Annotated in this window: 19 protein-coding genes; 10 read left to right on the top strand and 9 right to left on the bottom strand. The window is 75.0% G+C overall.

Features of this window, described 5'->3' with window-relative positions; genetic code table 11:
* The first annotated feature begins 50 nt into the window (after positions 1-50).
* Complete coding sequence (locus tag ACFVNO_RS29385) at positions 51-1517, top strand: PH domain-containing protein (RefSeq protein ID WP_378897483.1); 1467 nt, start codon at positions 51-53, stop codon at positions 1515-1517.
* 15 nt (positions 1518-1532) lie between these two features.
* On the opposite strand, the gene ACFVNO_RS29380 is transcribed toward ACFVNO_RS29385, so the two are convergent.
* Genes ACFVNO_RS29380 through ACFVNO_RS29370 form a run of 3 tightly spaced genes read right to left on the bottom strand, consistent with a single transcriptional unit; the run spans position 1533 to position 6855 of the window.
* A complete protein-coding gene (locus ACFVNO_RS29380) occupies positions 1533-2927 on the bottom strand; it encodes a carboxylesterase family protein (protein ID WP_355266219.1) in 1395 nt (464 codons plus the stop codon).
* Positions 2924-5425, bottom strand: coding sequence for an alpha-L-rhamnosidase N-terminal domain-containing protein (locus ACFVNO_RS29375; RefSeq protein WP_378897428.1), 2502 nt, complete (start codon positions 5423-5425; stop codon positions 2924-2926). Before ACFVNO_RS29375 ends, ACFVNO_RS29380 begins: the two co-directional genes overlap by 4 nt.
* A gap of 41 nt (positions 5426-5466) precedes the next feature.
* A complete protein-coding gene (locus tag ACFVNO_RS29370) occupies positions 5467-6855 on the bottom strand; it encodes an MFS transporter (protein ID WP_378897425.1) in 1389 nt (462 codons plus the stop codon).
* Positions 6856-7057: 202 nt separating this feature from the next.
* Here ACFVNO_RS29370 and ACFVNO_RS29365 point away from each other — a divergent pair, with 202 nt between their 5' ends.
* A complete protein-coding gene (locus tag ACFVNO_RS29365; protein ID WP_355266210.1) occupies positions 7058-8275 on the top strand; it encodes a helix-turn-helix domain-containing protein in 1218 nt (405 codons plus the stop codon).
* Between the two features lie 66 nt (positions 8276-8341).
* Here ACFVNO_RS29365 and sepH read toward each other — a convergent pair whose 3' ends face one another.
* Positions 8342-9961: a septation protein SepH gene (gene sepH / locus ACFVNO_RS29360; protein ID WP_378897422.1), complete on the bottom strand. Its 1620-nt coding sequence runs from the start codon at positions 9959-9961 to the stop codon at positions 8342-8344.
* 585 nt (positions 9962-10546) lie between these two features.
* On the opposite strand from sepH, the gene ACFVNO_RS29355 reads away from it, so the two are divergent.
* Positions 10547-11605: a hypothetical protein gene (locus ACFVNO_RS29355; RefSeq protein WP_378897419.1), complete on the top strand. Its 1059-nt coding sequence runs from the start codon at positions 10547-10549 to the stop codon at positions 11603-11605.
* Between the two features lie 73 nt (positions 11606-11678).
* Here ACFVNO_RS29355 and ACFVNO_RS29350 read toward each other — a convergent pair whose 3' ends face one another.
* Positions 11679-12977, bottom strand: coding sequence for a D-arabinono-1,4-lactone oxidase (locus ACFVNO_RS29350; protein ID WP_220560165.1), 1299 nt, complete (start codon positions 12975-12977; stop codon positions 11679-11681).
* Positions 12978-13120: 143 nt separating this feature from the next.
* Between ACFVNO_RS29350 and ACFVNO_RS29345 the strand changes: the two genes are divergently transcribed.
* Positions 13121-14140, top strand: coding sequence for a ferrochelatase (locus ACFVNO_RS29345; RefSeq protein ID WP_220560166.1), 1020 nt, complete (start codon positions 13121-13123; stop codon positions 14138-14140).
* Between the two features lie 111 nt (positions 14141-14251).
* Positions 14252-16288, top strand: coding sequence for a S9 family peptidase (locus ACFVNO_RS29340; protein ID WP_378897415.1), 2037 nt, complete (start codon positions 14252-14254; stop codon positions 16286-16288).
* Positions 16289-16329: 41 nt separating this feature from the next.
* On the opposite strand, the gene ACFVNO_RS29335 is transcribed toward ACFVNO_RS29340, so the two are convergent.
* A complete protein-coding gene (locus ACFVNO_RS29335; protein ID WP_220560169.1) occupies positions 16330-16782 on the bottom strand; it encodes a GNAT family N-acetyltransferase in 453 nt (150 codons plus the stop codon).
* Positions 16779-17423: a VOC family protein gene (locus ACFVNO_RS29330; protein ID WP_220560170.1), complete on the bottom strand. Its 645-nt coding sequence runs from the start codon at positions 17421-17423 to the stop codon at positions 16779-16781. Before ACFVNO_RS29330 ends, ACFVNO_RS29335 begins: the two co-directional genes overlap by 4 nt.
* A 179-nt stretch (positions 17424-17602) precedes the next feature.
* Here ACFVNO_RS29330 and ACFVNO_RS29325 point away from each other — a divergent pair, with 179 nt between their 5' ends.
* Positions 17603-18418 carry an inositol monophosphatase family protein gene (locus ACFVNO_RS29325; protein ID WP_378897411.1) on the top strand — a complete coding sequence of 272 codons (816 nt, stop codon included), beginning with the start codon at positions 17603-17605 and terminating at the stop codon, positions 18416-18418.
* 98 nt (positions 18419-18516) lie between these two features.
* On the opposite strand, the gene ACFVNO_RS29320 is transcribed toward ACFVNO_RS29325, so the two are convergent.
* Positions 18517-18678: a hypothetical protein gene (locus ACFVNO_RS29320; protein WP_220560172.1), complete on the bottom strand. Its 162-nt coding sequence runs from the start codon at positions 18676-18678 to the stop codon at positions 18517-18519.
* Positions 18679-19368: 690 nt separating this feature from the next.
* Between ACFVNO_RS29320 and ACFVNO_RS29315 the strand changes: the two genes are divergently transcribed.
* The 3 genes from ACFVNO_RS29315 (at position 19369) to ACFVNO_RS29305 (ending at position 22111) form a co-directional block, all read left to right on the top strand.
* Positions 19369-20022, top strand: a complete 654-nt coding sequence (locus ACFVNO_RS29315) for a response regulator transcription factor (protein ID WP_220565670.1) — start codon at positions 19369-19371, stop codon at positions 20020-20022.
* 68 nt (positions 20023-20090) lie between these two features.
* Positions 20091-21308 (top strand): ATP-binding protein, encoded by a 1218-nt coding sequence (locus ACFVNO_RS29310; protein ID WP_355266197.1) that lies wholly within the window; start codon positions 20091-20093, stop codon positions 21306-21308.
* A 506-nt stretch (positions 21309-21814) separates the two neighbouring features.
* Positions 21815-22111 (top strand): DUF4193 domain-containing protein, encoded by a 297-nt coding sequence (locus ACFVNO_RS29305; RefSeq protein WP_220565672.1) that lies wholly within the window; start codon positions 21815-21817, stop codon positions 22109-22111.
* Positions 22112-22274: 163 nt separating this feature from the next.
* Here the strand turns inward: ACFVNO_RS29305 and ACFVNO_RS29300 are convergent, their stop codons facing one another.
* Positions 22275-22553: a DUF4235 domain-containing protein gene (locus ACFVNO_RS29300; RefSeq protein ID WP_220560173.1), complete on the bottom strand. Its 279-nt coding sequence runs from the start codon at positions 22551-22553 to the stop codon at positions 22275-22277.
* Positions 22554-22776: 223 nt separating this feature from the next.
* Here ACFVNO_RS29300 and valS point away from each other — a divergent pair, with 223 nt between their 5' ends.
* Positions 22777-25362, top strand: coding sequence for a valine--tRNA ligase (gene valS, locus ACFVNO_RS29295; RefSeq protein ID WP_378897408.1), 2586 nt, complete (start codon positions 22777-22779; stop codon positions 25360-25362).
* Positions 25363-25594: the final 232 nt, after the last annotated feature.

The raw sequence follows: 25594 nt of genomic DNA, 5'->3' as shown, positions 1-25594 counted from the left end.
CGGCGGACGCGCTCGGGGTGGAGCGGGCGCGCCGCCTGAGCGCCCGGACCATGGTCGTGGGGCCCGTCAATCAGCTGCGCAGCCTGCTGCTGCCCATCGTCGCGGGCCTGGTCGTGGGCGGGTTCAACCCGTGGGTGCTGGGCGCGACCGGCGCGGGCGTGGTCGCCCTGCTCGTCGGCGGCTTCGTCACCTGGCGGACCACGCGCTACGAGGTGGCCGGGGACCACCTGGAGATCCGCAAGGGCCTGCTGAGCCGGTCCCGGCGCACCATTCCGCTGGAGCGCATCCGGGGCGTGGACGTCACCAGCACGCTCCTGCACCGGATCCTGGGCGTGGCGGTGGTGCGCATCGAGGCGGCGGCCGGGGCCGCCGGCGGCAGCGAGGACGGCAAGCTCGACGCCGTGGACACCGCCGAGGCCGAGCGGCTGCGCCGGGTCCTGCTGCACCGCAAGGCGGTGCTGGTCGGCCGGACCGAAGCGGCCGACGCGGCCCCCGCCGGGGACGGGCAGAGCCCGGCCCCCGGCGACGACGGGCCGGCCGCCGACGAGGGGACCGTCCACTTCGCCATCCCCCGCTCCTGGTACCTGTACGGGGCACTGAGCCTGGGCTACCTGCTCACCCCCTTCGCGGTGCTGTCCGCCCTGTTCGGCGCGGTCCAGCAGACCGCGGGGGAGTGGGCCACGGACGCGTTCATCGACTGGGTGCAGGCCTCCGACCGCAACGGCCTGCTGACGGCGGCCGTCGCGGCCGCCGTGGTGATCGTGTTCCTCATGCCGGTGTTCGCCGTGGTCTCCTACGCCCTCACCCACTGGGGGTTCACCCTGCGCGAGCGCGACGGCTCCCTGGTGGCCGAGCGCGGCCTGTTCACCCGGCGCAGCGTCACCCTGGAGAAGCGGCGCATCCGCGGGTACGAGCTGCTGGACAACCCCCTGGAGCGCCTGCGGGGCGCGGTGCGCCTGCGCGCGATCGTCACCGGTCTGGGCGACACGGCCGGGCGCTCGGTGCTGCTGCCGATCGGCCCGCGGGACCGGGTCGAGGAGGTCGTGGACCACGCCCTGGGCCGCTACACCGGAACGCTGCGCCGCCACCCCCGGGCCGCCCTGGGCCGCCGCCTGCTGCGCTCGGTGGGCCCGCCCGCCCTGGCGCTGGCCCTGGCGGCCGCGTTCGCCCCCGGCTGGGTCGCCGCCGTGGCCCTGGTCCTCACGGTCGCCGCGGTGCCCCTGGGCGTGGACCGCTACCGCTCCCTGGGCCACGGGCACGACGGGGAGCGGGTGAGCGTCCGCTCGGGTTCGCTGTCCCGGTCCCAGGCCACGGTGGAGCGGTCGGCGGTGATCGGCTGGACCTGGAGGCAGACCCTGTTCCAGCGCCGTCCCGGCCTGGCCGACCTCCAGGTGACGGTGGGCGCGGGCGCCGGGGGCTACACCGCCACCGACGCCTCCTTCGAGGAGTCGGTGGGCTTCGCCGCCGGGATCACCCCGGACATGGTCCGCCCCTTCCTGGCCGGCCCGCGCCCCTGACCGGGCCGGGCCGGGTCAGCCCGCGTCCAGGACGTGCGGCTCGGGCCGTTCGGCCCAGGACGGCCAGCCGGGGTCGCCGTCGCGGACGAAGCCCACCCAGGCCCGGTGCGTCCGCTGGGCCAGCTCGGCGGGGGCGTCCGGGCCGGTCAGGGCCAGGGCGCCGGGGGTGCCCAGCCGGTCGAACACGAACGGCAGCTCCATGCAGTGCGCCGCGCCCAGGTCCGCGACCGGGCTGCGCCAGGCGAACCCGAACACGTGCGTGGCGGCGCCCCGTGCGGCGCGGGCCCGCGCCACCCGCCGCGCGGGCCGCTCCAGCAGCACCTCGCCGACGAGCGCCCCCGCCAGCATCCCGGTGCTCATCCCGGGGCGGCGCGAGCGCAGCCTGCGCAGCGTCGCCGGGCCCACCCCGAACCGCAGCGCGCCCAGGGCCAGCAGCGGCCACCCCAGGGCGCGGTCGGCGCCGCCGGGGGCCAGCCACAGCCGGTGCTCCTCCAGGGTGGTGCCGATGAGCAGGTCCAGGTGGTCGGCGGCGCCCGCGCGCAACGCGTCGTAGGGGGTGCGCGGTACCAGGTCGCCGTCCACGGCCAGGGAGAACGCGGGGCCGCCCGCGAGCGGGTTCCCCGCCGCCATCGCCCGGTGCTGGGCGGCGACGAGGTCCTCGGGCCCCACCCCGGCGAAGGCGTCCCGGGTGGCGGGGATCCCCAGATCCTGCGCGATGAGCCGGGTGATCCGCCCGGCCCGGCCGGGGGCGGCGGCGCTCAGCGGCCCGCTCTGGACGATCGCCCGCCGCACCAGCCGCCCGGCCTCGGGGTGCGCGATCAGCGCGGCGGTGGTGCCCGCCCCCGCGGACTGCCCGGCGACGGTGATGCGCCCGGGGTCGCCGCCGAACGCGGCGATCTCCCGCCGCACCCAGCGCAGCGCGGCCAGCTGGTCGGCCAGCCCCAGGTTGAGCGGGGCGTCCTCCAGGACGGAGAACCCCTCCGAGCCCAGCCGGTAGTTGGCGGACACGAACACGATCCCGTCGCGCGCGAAGGCGGTCCCGTCGTAAGCGCTCAGGGAGTTGGCCCCGCGCACCAGCGCCCCGCCGTGGAACCACAGCAGCACCGGCAGCGAACCGGGTTCGGCGCCCCGCGGCGCCCACACGTTGACGTGCAGGCAGTCGTCCCCCCAGGCGTCCACCGACGGCAGGATCTCCCCGACGGCGCCCTCGTAGGGCGCCTGCGGGGCGCCGGGCCCGTACGCGGTGGCGTCGCGCACCCCCTCCCAGGGGGTGACCGGGGCGGGCGCCGAGAAGCGGTGCTCCCCGACGGGCGGTGCCGCGTAGGGGACGCCCAGGTGGCGGACGATCCCCCCGTCGGCGGTGCCGCGCAGCGCCCCGGCTCCGACGTGCGCGGTGGGTCCGTCCGTCATGGCTGGTCTCCTCGGGGGAAGGCGTGGTGCAGGGTGATCGTACGCTCCCCGGCGGGGAACCGGTCCACGCGGCCCGAGGGGTGCGAGAACTCCACCGGCACGGGGGAGTCCACCCGGGCCCGCCCGTTCTCCACGGCGACCTCCACGAACCCGTGCGGGGTGGGCACCCGTCCGGCGATCCTCTCCAGCCGGCCCGGCCGCGGCGCCACCCGCACCGACGCGTACCCCGGCTCGGCGGGCGACACCCCGAGCGTGTGCACGACCAGGTCGCGGGCGGGCGTCGCCGACCACCCGTGCGCGAACGACCCGCCCTCCCAGCACTCGCGCAGCGCGCTCGGGCCGCTCTCCAGCAGGACCGCCCAGTCCCGGTACAGGTCCACCAGGGCGTCGGCCGCGCCCAGTTCGGCCAGCGCGTCGTGCACGACGTAGCGGAAGAACGGCTGGGCGCCGACCACCCGCGCCTCGGTGTCCCAGTCGGGCGCCTCCCGCAGGTGCACGGGGGTGCCGTCGTAGGCGCCGCGCTCGTCGACCCCGTGGTCGGCCAGCGGGCTGCGGGTGAACATCGCGTCCCGGTCCAGCAGCAGGTCCCGCACGCGGTCCCGCCGCCGCGGCGGCACCAGGCGCGCGCACACCGCGGCCGCGGCCGTGTGCTCGCTGACCCCGCGCCCGGGGCCCGCGGGGCCCAGGGTGTCGCGGTAGGCGCCGCGCTCCTCGTCCCAGAACGCCTCGAACCCCTCGGCCAGGCGCGCGTGGGCGTCCCGCGCCCACAGGGCCCGCCCGGGGTCTCCCGACCAGGCGGCCATCTCGGCGAAGTCCGCGAGGGCCCGGCCCCACAGGGCGTTGAGCGCGGCCGAGCACCCGGCCACCTGGACGGGGGACCAGTCGATCAGCACCCATCCGGGCACGTCGTGCAGCAGGCCGTCCGGGCGCGCGTGCCGCGCGAACCAGCGCAGCACCCCCTCGGCGGTGCCGAGCAGCTCCGCGACCGCCTCCCGGTCGCCGGTGTACCGGTACAGCAGGTGCACCGACCGGATCCAGTGCAGCGCCCAGTCGGGGATGGGCGGCACCCCGTCGCGGGCGAAGTCGCCGGCGACGACCATGGGGAGCATGCCGTCGGGGCGCGCCCGGGCGAGCAGCCGGGGGTTCCACACGGCCAGCGACCAGTCGGGCGAGGTCGCCAGGTCCACCGCCTGGTGCACGACGGCGTCGCCGACCCAGGCGCGCGACTCCCGGGTGGGGCAGTCGAGGTAGGCGTCCTGCGCCGTGAGGTCGACGGTGCGCAGCGCCACCGCGAACAGGTGCTCCAGGAAGGGGTCGGAGCACTCGAACCCGGCCCCCGCGGGGCGCGGGCGCAGGGCCTCGCGGACGGCCACCGCCACCTCCACGTCGGGGCCGTCCACGGACAGCACCAGGTACCGGCCGCCGGAGGGGTCCGAGGCGGTGAACCGGGTGCGGCCGTTCCGGGTGCGGATCCGGAACGGCGCGGCCGAGCCGAGGGCCACCGGTGTGACGGCCTCCACCAGGGCGCCGGTGACCGTGCGGCCCGCGGGCCCGTCCAGGGTCAGCCGGGTGCGCCCGGACACGATCCGGCCCAGGTCGAACACGGCCAGCGCCCGCCCCCCGGGCCGGTCGGGGCCGGCCGGGGTCCCGTCCTCCAGTACGGCCGCGTCGGCCGCCAGCGCGGTGTGCACGTCGGGGTCGGCGCCGGGGGGCAGCGCGTACCACAGGGGCGGCCCGACCGGGGCGTGCCGGGTGACCGCCGGGGGCGGCAGCGGATGGGGCAGGAGCACCCCGTACGGGTGCCCGCCCGGCCGGGTGCGCCCGCGCGGACCGGTGACGGCGTGCGCGGCCTGCACCGTCGCCGGGGCCCAGCCGGTGTCGTCGAACCCGGCCCCGGTCCACCCCGGGTCCAGCAGGCGCGCGTCGAACGCCTCGGGGATCTGGGAGTTCAGCAGCCCCATGGGGCGGCACCGCTCCCAGGCGTCGCCCTCCCGGACCCGCCAGTGGGGGCCACTGGCCGCCGCCACGGAGCCGTCCACCTCCACCTCCGCCACCAGCGAGCCGCCGCCCTGGGTGAACGTGGGCGGGGTCGGCTCCCACCACGGCGTCGGATGGCCGTAGAACCGGGCCGCCACGGCCAGCACGTTCTCCCCCTCCACCAGCGCGCCGGCCAGGTCGTGGACGGAGTAGTACAGGGTGCCGGGCCCGTGGCGGACGGGGCCGTCGCCGACCTCCACCCCGTTCAGGTAGGCGGTGTAGCGCGAGTCCGCCGTGATGAACAGGCGTGCCCCGCGTACGGGTCCGGCCACGCGGAAGACGGTCCGGAACAGGACCCGGTGGTCGAACCGGCCGGGGTCGTGCCTTCCGAACGGGTTGTCGGGGCCCGGCGGGGCCAGCGCGGGCCGGTCCGACCAGATCCATTCCGCGGTCCATGCCCGGGGCTCGGCGCGGAAGCCGGGAGGGGCGGCCCCGGTCGGGGCGGCGGCGGGTGCGTGCACGGCGTTCTCCTCTCGTGTCGGTGCGTCGGACGCCCGGGGGTTCACGGCGTCCCGTTCGCGGCGCGGTCCGCGGACAGGGACCGGCGCCGGGCCAGCGCGCTCATCGCCTCCACGGCCATGGCGCGGTCGACGGGGTAGGCCAGCAGCACCAGGCCGCCCAACAGCAGCAGGCCCCCGGGCAGCAGCGACTGGGTCAGGTGCAGGCCGCTCAGTGCCGCCTCGGTCTGCTCCCGGCCGGCCCGGTACCCGGAGAAGGCCAGGGAGTAGGCCGTCAGCGCGCCGCCGATGCCGCCCCCGGCCTTGGCCGCGAACGACGACAGCGAGGCCAGGGCCGCCTCGGCCCGAAAGCCCGTGCGCCACTCGGTGACGTCGGTCAGTTCGGCCACCAGCACGTAGTTCAGCGCCACCGCTCCGCCCGCGCCCAGGCCCGCCACCGCGAACCCCGCCAGGTAGTAGGCCCCGGGCATCCCCGGGGCCAGGGCGATCGTGGCGAACCCGCCGACGGCCACGGCGGCGCTCACGAGGTAGCCGTTGCGGGGGCCCAGCCGGCCGGCCAGGACCGGGCCCGCGATGCTGCCCGCCATCATCGGCCCGATCATCACCACGGCCGCCGCGCTCACCAGCGCCGCCGAGCCCGCGTAGTAGGTGAAGAAGAACGGCATGCAGGCGAGCATCGCGGCGCTGGCCGCCGACACCGCCACCTTGGCGACGAGCAGCAGCGGCACCGCGCGTCCGGTGAGGAACATCCGGCCGAGGTCGCGCGGCCCGTACCGCTCCTCCCGCACCGGCCGCACGCGTTCGCGCACCCCGGCGGCCGACACCGCCATGAGCAGGGCCGAGCCCGCCGCCACGAGCACCGCGAACGAGCCCCACCCGGCGGTGCCGCCGCCCAGGGCGTTCACGGCCGGCAGCACGGCGGCGGTGACCGCCCCGGCCCCGAACAGGTAGGTCAGCCCCTTGATCCCGGCCAGGCGGGCGCGGTCGCGCGGCACGTCGGTCATGGCGGGGAGCAGGGCGTTGAGGGGCACGTCCATGAAGTCGAACGCCAGTCCCCACACCAGGTAGGCGACCCACACCGCGACCAGCGGGTCCGGGGCCAGCGCGGGGGCCAGGAACAGAGCCGCGAAGCTCGCGGCGGCCAGCAGCGACCCGACCAGCAGGTACGGGCGGAACCGGCCGTAGCGGGTGGCGGGCAGGTGGTCCACGACGTAGCCCATGACCGGGTCGGTGGCGGCGTCCACGAGCCGGGCCACCAGCAGCAGCGTGCCGACCGCGGCCGGGGCCAGCCCGACGCCGTCGGTCAGGTACAGCAGCAGGAACGAGCCGATCACCGTGCTCGGCACGATGTCGCCCAGGTTCCCGGCCAGGTAGCTGGCGCGCTCGGCCAGGGAGGTCGACCCGGGGGCCCCGGGCGCGGGGGTGGTGGCCATGGGACCGCCTTTGGGAGAAGGGACACGGCGGAGGCCGGTTCGTGACGCGCACGGGACCCGCCCGTGCCCTAGGCTCGGGCGCGGCCGGCGACAACGGCCTCCACCACCACATTCGTCCCGTTCGGGGGCCCGGTGGAAGTGGACAGGGACCAGGAAGGGGAGGCGAGGGATTGTGACCCGTCATAAATCCGGGGGCGTACCGATGATCGGCGGGCGCCCGGCGCACACCTGGATCGCCCCCGGCGACCCCGCGCTGGTCGACGAGGTCATCGCGTCCTTCACCGCCACCAACCCCGACCACCACGGCGGCGGCGCGCGGTCCCTCGCCCCCGACATCCGCTGGGTGGTCGAGCACAACCTGCGCCTGTGCGTCTCCGTGCTGCGCCGTGCCGACGGGGAGGCCGGGGACACCCTCGGCCCCGACGACGCCGAACTGCTGGCCGCCTCGGCGGCCCGCCGCGCGGCCGAGGGCGCGAGCCTGGAGTCCCTGCTGGACGCCTACCACCGGGGATTCTCCGCCGTCTGGGACCGCCTGCACACCCGTGCCGGCCCCGGCGACCTCGACGCGCTCGCCCGGGTGGCCGCCCTGTTCATCGCCCACCTGGGCCGGATCACCACCGTGGTCGCCCGCGGCTACCTGGACGAGCGCGAGCACATCTCGGGCGATGAGCAGGGCGCCCGCTTCGCCCTCTACTCGGCCCTGGTCTCGGGCGCCGACCCCGGCACGGCCGCCCGCCGGGCCGGGGTGCCGCTGCCCGACTCCTACCTGGTGCTGAGCCTGTCCCCGACGGCTCCCCCGGCACAGGAGCGGGGGGTGAGCGAGGAGGTGGCGCGCCGCCGCCGGGCCCACCGCCTGCGGCGGGAGCTGGAGGCCTACGCAGACGGCCCGGTGCTGGCCCTGCTGGGCGGGGGCGGCGGGACGGCGCTGGTGCCGCTGCCCGCCGACGCGGACGGCGCCCCCGGGGCGGCGGAACTGGTCGCCCGGCTGGGCGGGGCCGCGGGGGCGCCGGTCACCGCGGGCGGGGCGGTCGGCCCGCCGGAACGGGTGCCCGACCTGCTGGCGCTGGCCGACGAGCTGCAGTCCCTGGCCCGCGCGCTGGACCGGCCCGCGGGGCTGTACATGCTCGACGACCTGCTGTTCGAGTACCAGGCGACCCGGCCGGGCGCGGCCCGCGCCCTGCTGGCGGCGCTGCTGGACCCCCTGGCCGGGCACCCGGACCTGTACCGGACCCTGGAGGAGTACCTGGGGTCGGACGGGGACCGGCGGGGGACCGCGGCGCGGCTGCACGTCCACCCCAACACCGTGGACTACCGCCTGGGGCGCGCGGCCGCGCTGCTGGGCCTGGACCTGTCCCGGGAGTCCCACCGGTCGCTGGCGGCCATGGCCCTGGCGGCCCGCCGCGTGGACGCGTCCCGCTGACACGCGGAACGGGGGCGTCCGCCGCGGCGGACGCCCCCGTGGGAAGCGGTGCGGGACCCCGGAGGGTCAGTCGTCCTTCTTGGCCCCGAACATGATCTCGTCCCAGGACGGCACCGAGGCGCGGCGCCCGCGCCCCTTGCGCTTGGGCGCGGGCCGGTCCCCGCCCGCCGCGGCGGCCGGGAGCGGCGCCGAGGGCGCGGCCGGGGACGGGTCGGCGGCCCGGCGCGGGGTCCCGGTGTCGTTGAGGTCGATGGTGGCCCGGCGCCGGCGCGGCGCGGGCTGGCTCAGGGGCGCCGCGGGCGGCACCTGGTCGGCGGCGGCCGACCAGGCCGGGCGCTCCCGGCGGTCGGGCCGCTCCTCCGCAGCGGGCGCGGCGCGCGGCCGCTCGGCCGGGAGCGGTTCGGGGCGCGGCTCGGGACGGGACGGCTCCGGGCGCGCGACCGGCGCGGCGGCCGGACCGCCGTACGGCTCGCCCTCCTCCTCGAACACCGGGGAGGCCGGCCGGGCGGTCCCGTCGGCCGGGGCCGTGTGCGGGGCGCGCGGCCCGGTGTCCGGGCGCCCGTGCCCGGGGTACTCCTCGCGCCCGTGCCCCGCGGGCTCCTCGTAGCGGGGGGCGGTGCGCTCCCCGTACCCGTCCCGGCGGACGGTCTCCTCGCGGCCCTCGCGGTCCTCGTGCTCGTCGCGGTACGCGGGGCGCCCGGTCCGCTCCGGGGCCCGTACGCCCGCCTCGGCTTCGCGGTAGGCCGGGCGCCCGTCCTGCTCGGCCTCCCGGTACGCCGGCCGCCCGTCGTGCTCGGAGGCGCGCTCGAACCGCTCCGCGTCCCGGGTCGCGGGCCGCTGCGGCCGTGCGGGCGGGGCGTCGTACCCGCGGTGCCCGCGCGGCTCCTCGGTCCACCGGTTCGCCGGCTCCTCGCGCCGCTCGCCGGTCCGCCGGCCCGCGCCGTCCTCCTCGCCGCGCGGCACGGACGGCCGCAGCGGGTCGTCCAGCGGGCCGTCGGCGCGCCGCGCTCCGCCGACCCGTTCGGGGGCGGGGCGCACGGAGGGGCGCGGCGCCTCGGACTCGGAGCGCCGGGGGGCGAAAGGGGTCACGTTCGCGGTGGGGGAGGGAGCGGGCTCCGACGAGGAGAACCGGGCGGCCTCCTCGTCGGCGGGGGTGACGGTGTTGTGTCTGGGCTCGTACAGCCAGTGGGCGACGCGTTCCTCGCCGCCGTCGAGGAAGACGAGCTTGAGCTGCCAGGTGCGGTCCTCGCGCTTCCAGGAGTCCCACACCGCGTCGCCGGTCTCCAGCTGGTGGGCCCCGATCCGGCGGGTGACCAGCTCCTCCAGGTTCCCCGCGGGCGCGGCCTCGCCGGCGATGCGCACCGCGGCGCGCTGGGCCTGCTGCGCGATGTACTCCCGTTCCTGGAGGACCGGGCCCTCGAACCAGCGCACCCGTTCGATGGGGATGCCGGAGATCTCGGAGATGGCCTCCGCGGTCTCGCCGGACCGGATGCGGGCCTGGATTTCCTTGGGGCGCAACGGATTCTCCACTTCGATCTCGTACTGGCCGAGCCGGGAGAACTGGCCGCGTACTGCGGCGCGGAGGCGGTCGTCGACAGGGAGCATGAAACGGGTTCCACGGCCGGTGCTGGCCAGCACCAGATAGGTGCCGTCCTCACTCACGGCCACGAGGCGAAGCTCGTGCATCGCCCTCCCTTTCGCGTCCCGTCGAGGACAGGTCCTGGGACCGACCCCCGCGTTCTCCAAGTCTGGTCGGCCGACAACGGTTCGGCCACTACCGCGCCCGGCGCGCCCGAACATGTGTGCCCGCCTCCCGATCCGCGACGCGTATCGCCACGGTGGGAGCGCCCCGGGCCGTCCCCGGGGTCCTCACGGTCGCTTCCTTTGCCAATCTTGGCACGCTGACCCTTCCACGACCGGGAGCTGTCACGGGCGAATGTCGCGGTTCCCGTGCGAAGGCTCCGCCGTGATGGTATCCCGCGCCCCCCGAATCGCCCCAGGTCCGGGAAAAACTCCGATCTCGGTCGCTTCGTCGGGGAGGGGGATCCTCTCGGACGCAACTCGACACGCCGATGGGTGCCGAAGAGTGATGCATCTTCATTGATGGCGTTATCGGAACCCTGCCGCCCTTAGTCTGAGTTATCCGTACATGAGTCGTATGTGAACTTTGGGGCGTCTGGGGCCACATGCCCGACACACGCCCATCCCGGAGCGCGGCGCGCCGTCTCGCGCGCCCTCCGGACGGGACGGAGCACGAAGGGGGACGGCCGCATGGGGAGGGCCGAGCACCGTGGGGAACGGGACGCGGAAGAAGGTGAGGAGGCCGGGAAGAAGCGCATCGACCTGAGCCTGTCCCAGGTCGTCGGGGCGGGCGTGGCCACCCTCGCCGCCGCCACCGCCGCCTCCTACCTCAACGTCTACGGGACGGTCGTCGGGGCGGCCGTCATGGCCACCCTGAGCACGGTGGTCAGCCCCTTCCTCCAGGACTGGTTCTCGCGCGGGGGCGACCAGGCGCGGCAGTTCGCCGAGAAGGCCGTCGGCCACACCGAGCCGGCGGGAACAGGTTCTCGCCGCGCCGGCTCCCACCCCCTGGACCCGCCGGGCACCGGCCCGGTGCCCGGGGTGCCGCCGACAGGGCCGATCCCCGGCCTGCCGGAGGAGCCCGACGCCACCCGCACCATGGCCCTGCCCGTGCGGGGGACCGACGCCACGGTGCGCATGCCCGTCGTCCCCGGCATCCCCGGGCACCCGGAGGACCCCTACGGCGCCCGGGAACAGGAGGAGCAGGAGCCGGCCCGGCGCGGATGGCGCGCCTACGCGGTGCCCGCCGCCGTCGTGTTCGGCCTGGTGATGCTCGTCATCCTGCTGTTCGAGCTGTTCACCGGGCGCTCCCTGACCGCGTGGACGCAGGGGCAGGACGAGCACACCTCGCCCACGCTGCTCGGCGGCGGCAGCTCCGCGCCCCGGGTCCCGGAGGACGAGGGGACCGGTGACGCACCCGCAGGCCAGGAGGACCGGGGGCAGGACGGGCAGGACGGCACGGGGGAGCAGTCCCGGGACCCCGCGGAGGGGTCCTCCACCCCCGACCCCACCGCCCCGGCCACCGAGCCGCCCACGGATGGCGGCGACGGGGGCACCGACCCTGTCGACCCGGGCGACGGCGCCACCACCGACCCGGGGGACGGCCAGACCGACCCCGGCGCCGGGGGCGGGGGACCGGGCACCGGCGGTACCCAGGAACCGGGCGGCACGGGGGGCACGGGCGGAACCGGCCCGCTCGGCGGCTCGGGCGGGACCGGGGACGCCGTCCCCGAGGCCCCCGCGGGCTGACCCGGACACCGCTGCGGGCCCCGTCGCCGACGGGGCCCGCAGCGGCGCCGGAACCCGGTCCGGTCCGCGCCGGTCAGCCGAAGACGCGGTCCAGGTAGTCGTTGCCGAACCGCCGCAGCGGGTCCACCCGGTCGCGCACCGCCAGGGCGTCGCCCAGGCGCGGGTACACCGCCTCCAGGTAGGAGCGGTCGCGGGTGTGCATCTTGCCCCAGTGGGGCCGGCCGCCCACCGAGGTGAACACCGCCTCCAGGTCGGCGAAGTACGCCTCGTACGGCGTCCCCTTGTACATGTGCACCGCCACGTAGGCGCTGTCGCGCCCGTAGGCCGTCGACAGCCACACGTCGTCGGCCGGGGCGAACCGCACCTCCACCGGGAAGCTCACCCGGTGGTCGCCCGCGTCCACGATCCGGCGCGCCTCGCGCAGCACGTCCACCAGGTGCTCGGCGGGGATCGCGTACTCCATCTCCACGAACCGCACGTCCCGCACGGACGTGAACACCTTGTGCGACACGTCGGTGTAGGAGCGGGCGGACAGCGCCCGCGAGCTGACCTGGTTCACGGCCGGGACCGCGCCGGGGAAGCGGCGGCACACCCGGTTGACGCCCTCGAACAGGGTGTTGGACAGGAAGTCGTCGTCCAGCCACTCCTTGAACCGCGACAGCGGCCGCGCCGGACCGTCGGTGATGTTGTTGCGCTTGGTGTTGGTGTTGCCGGTGTGGGGGAACCAGTAGAACTCGAAGTGGTCGTTGCCGGCCCGCAGCTCCGGCAGCCGCTCCAGCACCTCGTCCAGGGGCATGGGCTCCTCCCGCGCGTGCAGCAGGAACGCCGGGCGCACCGCCATCGTCAGCGCCGTCACCACGCCGAACGCGCCCAGGCCCACCCGGGCGGCGTGGAACAGCTCGGGCTCGCGCTCCGCCGAGCACTCCACCACGGAGCCGTCGGCGAGCACGATCTCCAGGCCGACCACCTGGCTCGCCAGCCCGCCCGCGTCCCGGCCGGTGCCGTGCGTGCCGGTCTGCACCGCTCCGGCCACCGTCTGCACCGCGATGTCGCCCATGTTGGCGAGCGCCACCCCGTGCGCCGCCAGTGCGTCGTTGAAGTCGCACAGGGGCAGCCCGGCCTCGACCGTGGCGGTGCCCGCGGCCGGATCGACCGAGCGCACCCCCGTCAGCGAGGTGGGGGAGAGCAGGAGCCCGTCGGTGACGGCCACGTCGGTGAAGGAGTGCCCCGACCCGACCATGCGGACCCGCAGGCCCTCCTGCGCGGCGGAGGCCACGGCCGCCGCGACCTCGGCGGTGCTGTTGGGGGAGGCCGTCCGCTTGGGACGGGCCCGGTAGGTGTCCGCCCATGTGTGCCACAACACATCTGTCATGCCAGGGGACATTACTCGCCGGTCACTTGTCTGGCCAGGGGGAGAACGGGCCGAAAGGTCCTGGTCGGGGGAGTCCGACGCCACAGGCCCGCTGACCGGGGGGTGAGGCCCAGGGGTCCGGAGGAGCTGGTTTCATGAAGTGCATGAGGCCTTACGACGCGTTTCTGCTGATCTCCTTCGGCGGCCCGGAGGGCGAGGACGAGGTCATCCCGTTCCTGGAGAACGTCACGCGCGGACGCAACATCCCGCGTGAGCGGCTCGCGGAGGTCGGTGAGCACTACTTCCTCTTCGGAGGGGTGAGCCCGATCAACCAACAGTGCCGCGACCTCCTCGCCGCCGTCACCGACGGGTTCGCCGCCGACGGCATCGACCTGCCGATCTACTGGGGCAACCGGTTCTGGGCCCCGATGCTCGCCGACACCCTGGAGCGGATGCGGGACGACGGGGTGCGGCGCGTACTGGCGCTGCCCACCTCCGCCTACTGCAACTGGTCGAGCCGCACCGCCTACCTGGAGGACATCGACCGCGCCCGCGCCGCACTGGGCGAGGACGCACCCGAGGTCGACCTCATCCGCCCCTTCTACGACCACCCCGGGTTCGTCGAGCCGCTGGTCGAGCACACCCGCGCCGCCCTGGACGCGCTGCCCGCACAGCAGCGCGAGGGCGCCCACCTGCTGTTCTCCGCGCACTCCATCCCCACCAAGATGGCCGAGGAGAGCGGCGGCCCCGAGCTGGGCTTCGGCCCCGAGGGCGCCTACGGCTCCCAGCTCGCGAAGGTGGCCCGCCTGGTCGTGGACCGCCTCGACCGCGAGTACCCCTTCGAGGTCGTCTACCAGAGCCGCAGCGGCCCTCCCAGCCAGCCCTGGCTGGAGCCCGACGTCAACGACCGCATGGAGGAGCTCGCCCGCGAGGGGGTGCCCGCCGTCGTCGTCGTCCCGCACGGGTTCGTCTCCGACCACATGGAGGTCAAGTTCGACCTCGACGTGGAGGCCCGGCAGACCGCCGAGAAGCTGGGCATCGGGTACGAGCGCGCGCTCAGCCCCGGCACCCACCCGGCGTTCGTCGCCATGGTCTCGGACCTGGTCCGCGAGTACACCGAGGGCCGCGAACCGCAGCGCCTGAGCACGGTGCCCCGGTGCGCGGGCTGCCACTGCCGCGACTGACCCCCGGGGGCCCCGGACGCCACACGGGGCCCCTCCGTAAACGCTGCTGACACCGGATGCGGATAAGGTGCGGGGAAGATCACGAATCCTCCCCTCTCAGGAGTAACTGCCTTGGTCCGTTCCTGGTACGAACTGCCGGAATACGTCCGACTGAAGCGGGTCAACGGGCTGCGCCTGTCCCCCGACGGAACCCGTCTGGTCGCCCCCGTCAGCGGTATCGCACCCGATGCCAAGACCTTCCACAGCGCCCTGTGGGAGATCGACGTCCGCCCCGAGGCCGAGGGCGGGACCGCCCCGCACCGCCTCACCCGCAGCGCCAAGGGCGAGAGCTCGGCGGGCTTCCTGCCCGACGGCTCGGTCCTCTTCACCAGCGCCCGACCCGACCCCGACGCCGAACCGGAGGAGAAGCCCAAGGCCGCCCTGTGGCTGCTGCCGGCCGGAGGCGGCGAGGCCCGCCGCGTGGCCTCCCGGCCCGGCGGCATCGGCGCCTTCACCGTCGCCCGGGACGCGGGCCTGATCGCCTTCGCCTCGGCGACCCTGCCCGGGAGCCAGGACGGGGAGGACGAGGCGGAGGCGCGCAAGGCCCGCGCGGACGCGGGTGTCACCGCGATCCTGCACGAGTCCCTCCCCGTCCGCTACTGGGACCACGACCTGGGGCCCGACCACCCGCGCTACTTCGCCGCGACCCCGCCCGCCGGGCCCGAGGACGGCCTCGGCGAGCCCCGCGACCTCACCCCGGACGCGGGCAAGGCCCTGATCAACGCCCAGGGCTCCCTCACCCCGGACGGCACGGCCCTCATCACCACGTGGGACGTGCCCGTCGGCAAGGGAGGACACCGCAGCGTCCTGGTCTCCGTCGACACCGCCACCGGCGAGCGCACCACCCTCCTCAGCCGGGAGGGGTACGACCTGGGCTCCCCGCTGGTCTCCCCGGACGGCCGCCGCGTCGCCTACTCGCTCGGCTTCGAGGGCGACTACGACGGCGAGCCCCGCGACTACCAGCTGTGGGTACTGGACCGCGAGACCGGCGAGACCTCCCCGGTCCACCCGGGCCTGGAGCTGTGGGCCCGGGACTTCGCCTGGTCGGCCGACTCCGGGTCGCTGTTCATCGCCGCCGACGAGAACGGCCGCCGCCCGGTCTTCCGCGCCGACCTGGGCTCGGGCGAGGTGGTCCGCATCACCGGCGACGACGGCGCCTACAGCGAGCTCAACCCGTCCCCGGACGGCCGGTACGTGTACGCGCTGCGCGACGCCTGGGACGCCCCGCCCGCGCCGGTGCGCCTGGACGCCGCCGCCGTCGACGGCGGGCCCGCGTACCTGCGCACGCCGGGCTCGGAGCTCACCATGCCGGGCACCCTCACCGAGATCGAGACGACCGCCGACGACGGCACCCGGATCCGCTCCTGGCTGGTCCTGCCCGAGGAGGCGTCCGCCGACGCCCCGGCCCCGCTGGTGCTGTGGGTGCACGGCGGCCCGTACATGAGCTTCAACGGCTGGTCGTGGCGGTGGAACCCGTGGATCCTCGCGGCCCGCGGCTACGCCGTCCTGCTCCCGGACCCGGCCCTGTCCACCGGGTACGGCCAGGACATGCTGCGCCGCGCCTGGGGCAAGTGGGGGCCGCGCGTGTTCGCGGACGTCATTGCGATCACCGACGCCGCCGAGGCCCGCGAGGACATCGACGCCGAGCGCACCGCCATGATGGGCGGCTCCTTCGGCGGCTACATGGCCAACTGGATCGCGGGGCACACCGACCGCTTCAAGGCCATCGTCTCCCACGCCTCCCTGTGGGGCCTGGACGGCTTCAACGCCACCACCGACTACCCGCCGGTGTGGGAGCACGAGTTCGGCACCCCGCTGGAGCAGCCGGAGCGCTACCTGCTCAACTCGCCGCACCTGCACGCGCCGAACATCACCACGCCGATGCTGGTGATCCACGGGGACAAGGACTACCGCGTCCCCATCGGCGAGGGGCTGCGCCTGTGGCGCGACCTCCAGCTGTACGGGGTGGAGTCCAAGTTCCTGTACTTCCCGGACGAGAACCACTGGATCCTCACGCCGGGCAACGCGCAGGTCTGGTACGAGACGGTCTTCGCGTTCCTCGACCACCACGTCCACGGCAAGGAATGGGCCAGGCCCGAGCACCTCTGACCGACCCCCGGGCGGCCGGCCCACCCCGGCCGCCCGGCCCCTCAGGGGCGCCAGACGTACCGCACGTCGGGTTCGCGCTCCTCGTTGCGCGATCCGTCGGTCTCCTCCGCGGCCGTGAAGCCGTGCCTCTCGTAGAAGCGCCGCGCGGGCCCGTTGACCCGGAACGTCCACAGCTCCAGGCCCCCGGGGCGGCGCCGCTGTGCCAGGCGCACCAGCCGGTCGCCCAGGCCCCGGCCCCGCCACTCGGGGTCCAGGTAGAGCTGGTCCAGCGCGTCGCCGTCCAGGACCAGGAGCCCCACGACCCGCTCGTCCGCGGTGCAGACCCAGCACTCCCGCCCGGGCACCACCACCTGCGCGAACCAGGCGCGTACCGCGTCGTCCCCGTGCGCGCGGCGCACCGTGGGCAGGGCCGCGGCGAAGGAGCGCAGCCACACCCCCGCCATGGCCTCCGCGTCGGCGGCCCCCGCACGCCTCAGCACCACCCCGCCGCTCATACCGCGCTCCGAGCGGTGCCGGGAGCGCCGAGCACGAAGGACAGCCCCTCGGCGGAGCGCAGGCGGGCCACGCCGTCCTCCCGCACGACCGAGCCGCCCCGTTCGCGGGCGGGGCCGGCCAGGGCCGCGGGGTCCCGATCGGCGAGCACGAGTTCCCAGGCGGGCGCGGCGTCCCCGCGCGCGATCGACGCCCCGCGCGGCACCCCGCCCAGGACGCGGGTGTAGAAGTCCGCCGCCCGCTCCGGCTCGGCGCAGGTGAGCAGCATGTTCCGGGGCCGGGTCCACCCCCGGAAGGAGCGTCCCTCCCACAGGGACACCGCCGCGCCCACGGGGTCCACCAGCGTGGCCACGCGCCCCAGGCCGCCCGCGTCGAACGGCTCGACGACCACCCGCGCCCCCGCGGCCTCGGCCGCCGCCGTGCGCCCGTCGGCGTCGTCGACCGCCACGTAGTAGGCGACGTGGGCGGGCAGGCCCGGCGGGTACGGCGGCCGGGACAGGTCGCTCACACCGCCGATCCGCACCCCCTCCGCGTACACCGACGTCGCCCGGCGGGGGTCCTCCCGGGCCACGGCGCACTCCCAGCCGAGCAGGGCCGCGAGGAACCCCGCCGTCGCCCCGACGTCGTGCGTCTTGAGATCCATCCAGCAGAACATCGCGGTCCCGTCCCCTCGGTCGTCCGGACCGTCCTACCGACGGCGGCGGCGCCGGGGCAACCGGTTTTCCGCGGCCCCCGGGACCGCCCGCACGCGGCGTTCGGCGGAGTCCGCCCGGGCGGCGTAGAGTGCGGACCGACCCACATCCGAATGCGGAGAGCGGAGCAGTGACCGGTATCCACACCACACCCGACCCGAGGGCCCTGCGCGACCTGGCCGTGCGGGTGGCGACCGAGGCGGGCGGGCTCGCGGCCGAGGGGCAGGCGGGAGTCACCGTGCTCGACACCAAGTCGAGCCCCACCGACGTCGTCACGAAGATGGACCGGGCCACCGAGGAGCTCATCCGCTCCCGGCTGCTGGCGGTCCGCCCCGACGACGCGATCCTGGGCGAGGAGGGCGGTGAGGCGGGCGGCGACGGCGGCAGCGGGGTGCGCTGGGTGGTCGACCCCATCGACGGCACCGTCAACTACCTGTACGGACAGCCCGACTGGGGCGTGGCCATCGCCGCCGAGGTCGACGGCGTGGTGGTCGCGGCCGCGGTGAGCGTGCCGCGGCGCGGCGAGCTGTACGAGGCCGTGCTGGGCGAGGGCTCGCGGTGCAACGGCGAACCGCTCCAGGCCCCGCCGGCGGTCCCCCTGGAACAGGCGCTGGTGGCCACCGGCTTCGGCTACTTCCCCGAGCGCCGCGTGCAGCAGGCGCGCGTGCTGGTGGAGGTCGTCCCGCACATCCGCGACATCCGCCGCGGCGGCTCGGCCGCCGTCGACCTCACCGGGCTGGCGGCGGGGCGGGCCAACGCGTTCTACGAGCGCGGACTGAACCCGTGGGACTGGGCCGCGCCCGGCCTGATCGCCTCGGAGGCGGGGATCCGGGTGGGCGGCCTGCACGGCGGCCCGCCCGCCAACGACCTGGTCATCGCGGCGCGCCCGGAGCTGTACGACGCCCTGGACGCCCTGCTGGCGCCGCTGGGCGCCGACCGCGACTGACGGCGAACGCGCGCGGGGGCGCGGCGGAACGGGTGTTCCGCCGCGCCCCCGTCGACCCGACGGGCCGCGTCCCGGTCCGGGGGGATCCGGGCGTCGGCTCAGGCGCAGTCGATGCCGTTGCGAGCCGCGATGCGGTACAGGTCCTCGAGCTCCGACGTGTGGGTGTCGATGAGGAACTCGTCGCCGACGGCCTGCGCCGACTGGAGCGCACCGCGGGTCTCGTTGATACGGACCTTGATCTCCGCGAAGAACTCGCCCATTGCACCTCTTCCAGGGGTAGGACCGGAGGACTCCCGCACTCCGGTCGCGTTCGGTGTCGCGCACGTCGCCGTGCGTGCGCAATGTGATGTGGTCACGTCCCTGTGACATGCGAACACGTCGCGGCCCGGCCTCCCGGCCCGGTTCCGCGCGTGCCACTTACGTCTACCGCACTGTGACCCACGTCAAACCACCGGCCCCCGCGCGTGATGTTTCCGTGATCGGACCCGCGGTCGCGGGGGCCTTCCGTAGGATGGAAAAGCCCCTGTGGGCAGGGGTGGAGCCGGGTGTCCCGCGGCGGCCGCCGCGCACGGCCGGACCGCTCTCCCGGCCGCCCGCGCGACGTGTCCCATGACACATCCGCGGGTAAAGCCCGGTGCTTACTTGTTTCTTATTCTTGATGTGTCAGATTCGAGATGTGCGGGGTTACGTCGCCGTCGGCGGTTGGGGGATTCGCCGACGGCGACGCCCCGCGCACAAAGGGGGTCGCGAGACTCCCGGCCCAGCGCCCGTCCCGGCGCGGGGTGAGGACGAGGTCCGGTTCGCGCCGACGGCGCGGCGGGTTTACCGTCTCCTTACCCCCGCCGTGAGAGAACGGTTGACGCGGCCGGGACCGAGAACGCCGCTGCCGGTGTGTTGGGGGATGCGCCGGCAGCGGCCCCTTTTTCCCAGGTACCGAAGAGGACTTGACGTTGCGTGTACTCGTGGTCGAAGACGAGCGTGTCCTGGCCGACGCCGTCGCGGTGGGCCTGCGCCGCGAGGCCATGGCCGTGGACGTGGTCTATGACGGCGACACCGCCCTGGAGCACACCGCGGTCAACGACTACGACGTGGTCGTCCTGGACCGCGACCTGCCCGGCACCCACGGCGACGACGTCGCCCGCACCCTGGTGGGCGAGAGCTACAACGGGCGCATCCTGATGCTCACCGCCTCCGACACCGTCCAGGCCAAGGTCGAGGGCCTGCGCCTGGGCGCCGACGACTACCTGGCCAAACCCTTCCACTTCCCGGAGCTGGTGGCCCGCGTGCAGGCGCTGGCCCGGCGCTCCACCCCGCCGCTGCCCCCGGTCCTGGAGCGGCACGGCATCACCCTCGACCCGGCCAACCACCGCGTCCACCGGGAGGGGCGCGAGATCGCCCTGACCCCCAAGGAGTTCGCGGTGCTCCAGGTCCTCATGCGCGCCCAGGGCACCGTGGTCAGCGCCGAGGGCCTGCTGGAGAAGGCCTGGGACGAGAACGCCGACCCCTTCACCAACGTCGTGCGCGTCACCGTCATGACCCTGCGCAAGAAGCTCGGCGCGCCCCCGGTCATCCAGACCGTGCCCGGCGCGGGGTACCGGCTGTGAGACCCTCCGGCCCGGACGGAGGCAGGTCCGTCGGGGCGCGGCCCGCGGGCGCCGACCACAACGGCGGCGTGGAGCCCACCCGCCCGGGGGACACCGGCACCTGGCGCCGCCTGGGCGCGGCCGACCCCGCCCGTGCGGGGGCCGAGCGCTCGGCCGCCTCCGAGCGGGTCCACCGGTTCGCCGACAACCTCAGCCTGCGCGCACGGCTCACCCTCATCTACGGGATGCTGTTCTTCGCCGCGGGCTCGGTGCTGGTCCTGGTCAACTACCTGATCGTGGCGGTCCTGCTCAACGCCCTGCTCAGCGAGGACAGCGCGGCCGAGCTGGCGGCGCACGGGTACCTCATCGAGGAGGTCCTCACCCACGTCACCCGGTTCTCGCTGCTCGCGCTGCTCCTGGTGGGGCTGCTCGCGGTGGCCCTGGGGTACGCGGTCGCGGGCCGGGCCCTGTCGCCGCTGCAGAAGATCACCCGCATCGCGCGCCGGCTCTCCGAACGCGACCTGCACGAGCGCATCGCCCTGTCCGGCCCCGACGACGAGATCCGCGAGCTGGCCGACACCTTCGACGGCATGCTCGAACGCCTGGACCGCGCCTTCGACGGCCAGCGCCGGTTCGTCGCCAACGCCTCCCACGAGCTGCGCACGCCCCTGGCGATCAACCGCACCCTGCTGGAGGTGGCGCTCAGCGCCCCGGACGTCTCCCCGGACCTGAAGTCCGTCGGCCGCACCCTGCTGGAGACCAACGCCCGCCACGAGCGCCTCATCGACGGCCTGCTCTTCCTCGCCAAGAGCGACCGCGAGCTGGAGGTGCGCGCCCGCGTCGACCTGGGGGAGGTGGCCGGTACGGTGCTCAGCCAGTTCGCCTCGGAGATCGCCGACTCCGAGCTGGGGCTGCGCAAGGACCTGCGCCCGGCGGTGGTCGTCGGCGACCCGGTCCTGCTGGAGCGCCTGGTCGCCAACCTGGTGGAGAACGCCCTCAAGTACAACGTCCCCGACGGCGAGATCACCGTCCGCAGCGGCCTGTACGAGGGGCTCCCGGCCGTGCAGGTGGAGAACTCCGGCAAGGTGATCCCCGCCTACGAGATCGAGGGCCTCTTCGAACCGTTCCGCCGCGGCTCGGGCGACCGGGTGGGCTCGGGCCGCAGCGCCGGGCTGGGCCTGTCCATCGTCCGCTCGGTGGTGCGCGCCCACGAGGGCGTGGTCACCGCGTGGCCGCGCTCGGGCGGCGGACTGGTGATCACCGTCTGCCTTCCCGTCCCGTCGGGCGAGACGCCCGAGCGGCGCTGAACCGGGCCCTTTCGACCCGCCGAACATATCGCCCGGGGCCCGGTAAATAGGGCCCAAGCTGCGTCACGCCACGCTTCGTGGTATCTATACGTGTCCGAAGACACGCCCATCCGGGTCACGTGCGCCGACCTCGGGTGGGTATGCTGCCTCGGGCGTGGACACGGAGGGAATCCCTCCTGACGTGGGCATGTCTTCGGTTTTCGCCCGCGGTGAGGGAGTGATCCGCGCTTTGTCCGGGGTGGGCGAAACGGCTTTTCCAGGTCTACGGGACACCCGATACCGGGTAGTACTCCAGGGGAAACCGGCTCGAAAGCGGCGACTCTATCTGGCCGCCTTCGGACACGGTCCCGCAAAAAGTGCTACCGACCTGTGAGCGGTGGCCCGGGAGGGGGCACGGTTCACCGGTGATCGGGAAACTCATCGGCCGAACCGGGCACAACCGAGGTCTCTCAAGCGTTACTACCCGCGCGACGAGGCACTGAACGAGGGGGATGGAGTTAGCAGAGATGGCCACCGACTACGACAGCCCGCGCAAGACTGACGAGGACATCAACGAGGACAGCCTTCAGGAGCTGCAGGCTCGGCGCGTGGACAAGGGCACCGGCACGATCGACATCGACCCCGACGAGGTCGCGGAGGGCATGGAACTGCCCGGTGCCGACCTGTCGGGCGAGGAACTCGCCGTCCGGGTGCTGCCGCGTCAGGCCGACGAGTTCACCTGCTCGCGCTGCTTCCTGGTGCACCACCGCAGCCAGCTCGCCGAGCAGCGGGCCGGGCAGCTGGTCTGCAAGGAATGCGCCTGACAGGTCGGGACGGACGAGGCGCCGTCCCGTCCACGGGCGTCCGGCGCGCCCTCCCCTGACGGGCGCGCACGCACGGGGAGCCGGACCGACGACGGTGGACGGCCGACCGCACGGATCACACGGTGCGGTGGGCCGCCCACCGTCGTCCTTTCCCGGGGGAGGGTCAGGCCTCCAGGACCTCGGGGGCCGTACGCTGCAGGCCCTTGCGGGCGGTGCGCACGGCCAGGACACGGGCCACCTCGACGCCGACGCCGGCGACGACCGCCCAGCCCAGGGCGCGGCCCAGGCTCACGTCCGGGGATTCCAGGTCCGTGGGCGGCTCCTCGCCGGTCGCACGGGTCCACGCGAAGGTCAGCGCCTTGCGCATGACGAACTCGGCCGCGAACCCGGCCACGAAGCCCAACAGGACCGGGGTGACCTCACCGCCGTCCTTCTTAGCCATGAATCGTTCACCGTTCTTGTCGAGTGCACGGGCACGGGCGGAGGACCGCCCGCCACCCCATGGTCTACCGCAACGATCCTTTCACGCGAGCGGCCCCCGCCGGGGGAGCACCCCGGCCCCGGAACGGGATACCCCAGGGGGGTGGCCGGAGCGTGACGCACCAGGGCGTACCGTGCCGTGAAACCAGGAGCGATCACGCTCCGGAGCGCACTACCATTGCCCCATGACCAACCGCTCTCATTCCTTCCGCATGCCCGACAAGCCTTCGCTGGACGGTATCGAGGCGAAGTGGGTCGACGTATGGGATGAGTCCGGCGTCTACCACTTCGACCGCACGGCCGAACGCGAGGACGTCTACTCCATCGACACCCCGCCGCCCACGGTCTCGGGGTCGCTGCACATCGGCCACGTCTTCTCGTACACGCACACCGACACCGTCGCGCGCTTCCAGCGCATGAACGGCAAGGCCGTCTTCTACCCCATGGGCTGGGACGACAACGGCCTGCCCACCGAGCGCCGGGTCCAGAACTACTACGGCGTCCGCTGCGACCCGTCGGTCGCCTACGACCCGGAGTTCGAGCCCCCGGCCAAGCCCGACCCCAAGCGGCAGATCCCCGTCTCCCGCCGCAACTTCATCGAGCTGTGCGACCGGCTCACGGCCGAGGACGAGAAGGTCTTCGAGTCGATCTGGCGGCGCCTGGGCCTGAGCGTCGACTGGCGCCACACCTACGCGACCATCGACGACAACTCCCGGGCCGCGGCCCAGCGCGCCTTCCTGCGCAACCTCGCCCGCGGCGAGGCCTACATGGCCGAGGCGCCCACCCTGTGGGACGTCACCTTCCGCACCGCGGTCGCCCAGGCCGAACTGGAGGACCGCGAGCGGCCCAGCGCCTACCACAAGGTCGCCTTCCACAGGCCCGACGGCACCCCGGTCCACATCGAGACCACCCGCCCCGAGCTGCTCGCGGCCTGCGTCGCCCTGGTCGCCCACCCCGACGACGAGCGGTACCAGGACCTCTTCGGCACCACCGTCACCACGCCGGTCTTCGGCGTCGAGGTCCCCGTCAAGGCGCACCGGCTCGCCGACCCCGAGAAGGGGTCCGGCATCGCCATGATCTGCACCTTCGGCGACACCACCGACGTCACCTGGTGGCGCGAGCTCCAGCTGGAGACCCGGCCCATCATCGGCTGGGACGGGCGCATCCTCGCCGACCCGCCCGCGGGCCTGGAGTCCGGCGCCGCCCGCGAGGCCTACGACCGCCTGGTCGGCGCCACCGTCCACACCGCCCGCGAGCGCGTCGTCGAGATGCTGCGCGAGAGCGGCGACCTGGTCGGCGACCCCAAGCCCATCACCCACCCGGTCAAGTTCTACGAGAAGGGCGACAAGCCCCTCGAGATCGTCACCACCCGCCAGTGGTACATCCGCAACGGCGGCCGCGACGAGGACCTGCGCCGGCGGCTCGTCGAGCGGGGCCGCCAGCTCACCTGGCACCCCGAGCACATGCGCTCCCGCTACGAGAACTGGGTCGAGGGCCTCAACGGCGACTGGCTGATCAGCCGCCAGCGCTTCTTCGGCGTCCCCTTCCCGGTCTGGTATCCGCTGGACGCGGACGGCAACCCGCGCTACGACGAGCCCCTCCTGCCCACCGAGCAGCAGCTGCCCGTCGACCCCAGCTCCGAGGCGCCCGCCGGGTACACCGAGGACCAGCGCGGCCGGCCGAACGGGTTCACCGGCGACCCCGACGTGATGGACACCTGGGCCACCTCGTCGCTGTCCCCCCAGATCGCCTCCGGCTGGGAGCGCGACGAGGACCTGTTCCGCCGCGTCTTCCCGATGGACTACCGCCCCCAGGGCCAGGACATCATCCGGACCTGGCTGTTCTCCACGGTCGTGCGCGCCCACTTCGAGAACGACACGCTGCCCTGGCACACCACCGGCATCTCCGGCTGGATCCTGGACCCGGACCGCAAGAAGATGTCCAAGTCCAAGGGCAACGTCGTCACCCCGCTGGCGCTGCTGGAGAAGTACAGCTCCGACGCGGTCCGGTACTGGGCGGCCAGCGGCCGCCTGGGCACCGACACCGCCATGGACGAGGGGCAGATGAAGGTCGGCCGCCGGCTGGCCATCAAGATCCTCAACGCCAGCAAGTTCGTCATGTCCGTCGCGGGCGAGGGCGCGGTCGCCGACCCGGCGAGCGTCACCGAGCCCCTGGACCGCGCGATGCTCGCGACCCTGGCCGAGGTCGTGGAGGACGCCACCGCGGCGTTCACCGCCTACGACCACACCCGGGCCCTGGAGCGCACCGAGCGGTTCTTCTGGGACTTCTGCGACGACTACCTGGAGCTGGTCAAGGCCCGCGCCTACGACACCGGGTCCGCCGAGGGCGCGTCCGCGCGCTCGGCGCTGCTCATCGCCCTGGGCGCCCTGCACAAGCTCTTCGCCCCCTTCGTCCCCTTCGTGGCCGAAGAGGTCTGGAGCTGGTGGCAGGAGGGCTCGCTGCACGCCCAGTCCTGGCCGGACGCCGCCGAGTACCGGGCCGCGGCCGCCGACGGCGACCCCGTCGTCCTGACCGCCACCGCCGAGGTCCTGCGGGCCGTCCGCAAGGCCAAGTCCGAGGCCAAGCTGTCCATGCGGGCCGAGGTCGAGCGGGTCCGGGTCACCGGCAAGCGCGTCGAGGCCGCCCGGGCCGCGGCCGCCGACATCGCCGCCGCCGGCCGGGCCTCCGGGATCGACTTCCAGCCCACCGACGACGCCGAGCTGACCGTCGAGGTCACCCTCCCCGAGACCACCGGGGAGCCCGAGGCGTAACACCCGCTCGCCGGCGCCCCCGCGCCGCCGGGGGCGCCGGGCGGGGCGCCCGAGCCGCGGCCGCGGGCCGTCCGTGGGGGCGGTGGCGGCCGGGCCGGGGCGCGGCGGAGGTCGGAAGGACACGGTGTGCGTCCTGGGCGGCGGGGGGGGTGCCCCCCCCGCCCCCGCCCCGGGCCCGCGGCGGCGGGTGCCCCGGGGCGGGGCGGGGGGGGCCCCCGGGGGGCCGGCGCAG

The sequence above is a fragment of the Nocardiopsis sp. NPDC057823 genome, assembly GCF_042797335.1.
Taxonomy (GTDB): Bacteria; Actinomycetota; Actinomycetes; order Streptosporangiales; family Streptosporangiaceae; genus Nocardiopsis; species Nocardiopsis changdeensis.
Note: the sequence above shows the minus strand (reverse complement) of the source record. Positions and strands in the feature narration are given on the sequence as shown.